The organism is Nocardioides sp., assembly GCF_051876515.1.
Classification (GTDB): Bacteria; Actinomycetota; Actinomycetes; order Propionibacteriales; family Nocardioidaceae; genus Nocardioides.
Map to the genome: position 1 here is coordinate 1 of NZ_JBJEHY010000053.1, position 3,574 is coordinate 3,574.

Consider the following 3,574-nt stretch of genomic DNA (forward strand, 5'->3'; position numbering starts at 1 on the left):
AGACCTTCGACAGCAGGATGCCCGAGACGCTGAGTGACTCCTCGGTGATCGCCGTCATCTCCGACAGCGACTCCTGGGTCCGTCGCGCCAGCACCTGGCGGCGCTTGCCCACCCGCGACTGCAGCCACACGAACAGCGGCATCAGCACCACCGTGAGGATCGTCAGCTGCCACGACAGCACCACCATCGAGATGAAGGCGGCGGTGACGGTGACGGTGTTCTGCAGGATCGAGGTCGCGGTGTCGGTCAGGACCGTACGCACCCCCGCCACGTCGTTGGCCAGACGCGACTGGATGGCGCCGGTCTTGGTGGTGGTGAAGAACGCGAGCTCCATCTTCTGCAGGTGCGCGAAGAGCTCGCTGCGCAGGTCGGCCATCGCCGAGTTGCCGATCGTGGACGTCAGCCAGTTCTGCACGATCGACAGCATCGAGGCGATCACGGGCAGGGCGACCATGCCGGCGACCAGCCACCCCAGCAGGTCCATCCGCGGGCCGCCGTCGACGAACAGCGCTCGGTCGAAGACGGCCTGGGTCAGGAAGGGGACCAGCGCCGAGAGCAGCGCCGCGAGCACCACGACGGCGAGGACGGCGACCAGCTTCGAGGAGTACGGACGCAGCAGCCGGGTGATGCGGCGCAACGTCGGGCGGTTGTCGGCCGCGATCTCCTCGGGGCTCAGGTGGGTGACGCTCGGACCCGGTCGGGGCAAGGGAACCTCCTGTGCGCACCTGCGCCGAGGAGTTCGGCGCACCGGTGATTCTGCCGTAGGGGTGGGACGTCCTGTCGCCGATGTTGTAGTAAGGTTAGCCTTACCTACATGACCTCATCGTGGCTGCCGACCCGCTCCGACCGAGAGACCGCCAGCGCCGCGAGCAGGGCGGCCGAGATGGCGAGGACCGTCCTGGCCCGCTCGACCGCACTGCGCCTCGCGGTCCCGGGGGCCCAGTGCGAGGTGGTCCGGCACGCCGTCGCCCCGGACGGCACCGTGCTGCTGGTGCCGGGCTCCGACGAGCGGTCGGGGCGTCCGGTGCTGGTGCCGGGGCAACCGGCGCGCACGGTGGGCCTCACGGTCACCGACCTCACGCCGACCGCGGTGCCCGACCGGGTGCGCGGGGTGGTGGAGATCGTCGGGAAGGCCGGGATGGTGGAGGGCGGCCTGCCGGCCGGGGCCCGGGCCCACCTGCTCGGCCCCGACGAGATCGACCTGCACCGCGGCATCTGGATCGTCGCCCCGCGCCGCGTCACGCTGCGCGGCGCCGCGGCCGAGGAGGTGTTCGGCACCCCCACGCGCGAGGTCGACCGGGACGCCTTCCGCTCGGCGGTGGTCGACCCGTTGCTGCCCATCGAGAAGGAGTGGCTCGCCCACCTCGACCACGGGCACCCCGAGGTCCTCGCGGCCCTGGCGTGCCAGGTGCGACCGGACCTGCCGGCGTCGCGGGTGCGTCCGGTGGCGCTGGACCGCCGCGGGCTGGTCGTGCGTCACGTCGACTCCGGCGGGGACGTACGGATCGAGTTCCCCGGGCCCGTGGTGTGCGGGTGCGACCTCGCCGAGGCGTTCGCGACGCTGCTCGAGTCGATCCCCGGTGGCCCCCGCCTCGACTGCGCGGACTGACGCGGGCCGCGTCCTCCTCAGAGGGTGCTGGTGACCTTGGCCAGGCCGCGCGGCTCGTCGGGGTCGAGGTGCCGGGCGAGCGCCAGCTCGTACGCCAGCCGCTGCAGCGGTACGATCTCCAGGACGGGGGAGAGCTCCTCGGCGACCCCGCTCGGGAGCGGCACGACCGCGCGGGCCCCGGGGACGGCGGAGGCGTCGCCGACCACGGTCAGCTCGGCGCCGCGCTCGACCAGGCGCTGCAGGGTCGGGACCATCGACCGGCCGCCGGGGCCGTCGGCGACGACGGCCACCACCGGCTGGTCGTGGTCCACCAGGGCCAGCGGGCCGTGGAGCAGGTCGGCTCCGGAGAACGCCTGCGCGGCGAAGTAGGAGGTCTCCATCAGCTTGAGCGCCGCCTCGCGCGCCGTGGCGTACGAGTAGCCGCGGCCCGTGGTGAGCAGGCGGGTGGTGAACCGGTTGCGGTTGGCCACCTCCTCGATCCCGGGCGCCTGCAGGGCCGTGGCGACGAGGTCGGGGACGCCCGCCGCGGCGGAGCCGTCACCGCCCCGCCAGGCGTCGACGAGGAGCCAGAGAGCCAGCAGCTGGCTGGTGTACGTCTTGGTCGCCGCCACCGCCTTCTCCGGGCCGGCCAGCACGTCGACGCCCAGCTCGGCGGCCCGCGCCAGCGGGGAGTCGGGGGCGTTGGTCACCGCGAGCGTCAGAGCGCCGCCGGCCCGCGCCGCGGCGGTCGACTCGACCAGGTCGGGGGAGCCGCCGGACTGGCTGACGGCGATCCAGAGCACGTCGTCGAGCTGCGGGCGGGCGCCGTACACCGAGAAGGTGGACGGCGAGACCAGCCCGACGGGCAGGCCGAGGGAGACCTCGATCAGGTACTTCGCGTAGAGGGCCGCGTGGTCGCTGGTGCCGCGGGCGGCCAGCAGCACGAAACGGGGGCGCGCGCTCACGGACCAGGCGGGCGACGTCCTGGACGGTGCCGGGCGCGGCGAGCAGGCGGGCGAGGGAGTGCGGCTGCTCGGCGATCTCGGCGGCCATCAGGGATCCGGGTGCGGTCGTGGTCATCGGGAGCTCCTCGGCTCAGGGGTGGCTCAGGGGTGGGTGGCGACGGGCGCAGCGGGTGTGGCGGCGAACTGGTCGCGCAGCCAGGTGATGGCGGCCTCGTCCTGGGCGGAGCCGCCGCCCTCGTGCTGGTTGTAGGGGTAGACCTCCACCTCGGTGGGGCCGGCGTAGTTGTTGAGCGCTGCGTACACCGTGGAGGGCGGGCACACGTCGTCCATCAGGGCCACCGAGAAGAGCGCCGGCACCCGGGAGCGGGCCGCGAAGTTGACCCCGTCGAAGTAGTCGAGCGTGGACAGCGCGCGGTCAGCCTCGCCGCGGTGGGTGCGCAGGAAGGCGAGCAGCTCGGAGTACGGCTTGGACTCGGTGACCTCGACGGCGCGCGAGTAGTGGCACAGGAACGGCACGTTGACCACCGCGGCACTCACCCGCTCGGAGAGCGCGGCTGCGGCCAGCGTGATGCCGCCACCCTGGCTGGTGCCCAGCGCGGCGATCCGCGCGGTGTCGACACCGTCGAGCTCCGCGACGCAGTCGACGGCACGTGCGGCGTCGGTGAAGACGCGCCGGTAGTAGTAGTCGGCCGGGTCGAGCAGGCCCTTGGTCAGGAAGCCCTCCACGTGGGCGGAGCCGCTGCCGCCCTCGTCCCCGGTCGCTCCGGCGCGCCGGGCGCGGGCGCCCTGGCCGCGGGTGTCCATGACGAGGGTCGCCAACCCGGCCGCGGGCAGCGCCAGCCAGTCGAGCGGACTGCCGGTGCCGTCCCCGTAGCCGAGGTACTGCACCACAGCAGGGACGGGTCCCGGCGCCACGGCACGGGCCGGGCGCAGCCAGAGCGCGTGCACGCGCTGGCCGCCGAAGCCGGTGAACCAGACGTGCGCGGCCTCGACGCCGCTCAGGGAGAGCTCGTGGGGCACG

The 3,574-nt window shown here is 73.7% G+C and carries 4 protein-coding genes; 1 reads left to right on the forward strand and 3 read right to left on the reverse strand.

Annotated elements, in window-relative coordinates; translation table 11 throughout:
• Positions 1-706 (reverse strand): ABC transporter transmembrane domain-containing protein (locus ACI379_RS03370; protein ID WP_439790651.1); only part of this gene is annotated, 706 nt, incomplete at its 3' end.
• Positions 707-814: 108 nt separating this feature from the next.
• On the opposite strand from ACI379_RS03370, the gene ACI379_RS03375 reads away from it, so the two are divergent.
• Positions 815-1,609, forward strand: a complete 795-nt coding sequence (locus ACI379_RS03375) for a DUF2470 domain-containing protein (protein ID WP_439790652.1) — start codon at positions 815-817, stop codon at positions 1,607-1,609.
• 17 nt (positions 1,610-1,626) lie between these two features.
• Here ACI379_RS03375 and ACI379_RS03380 read toward each other — a convergent pair whose 3' ends face one another.
• Both ACI379_RS03380 and ACI379_RS03385 read right to left on the reverse strand, forming a co-directional pair.
• The gene (locus ACI379_RS03380; RefSeq protein ID WP_439790653.1) at positions 1,627-2,553 is read right to left on the reverse strand and encodes an SIS domain-containing protein; all 927 of its coding nucleotides are present in this window, start codon (positions 2,551-2,553) and stop codon (positions 1,627-1,629) included.
• A gap of 141 nt (positions 2,554-2,694) precedes the next feature.
• The coding region (locus tag ACI379_RS03385) for an acetylxylan esterase (RefSeq protein ID WP_439790654.1) at positions 2,695-3,574 on the reverse strand (880 nt) is incomplete at its 5' end.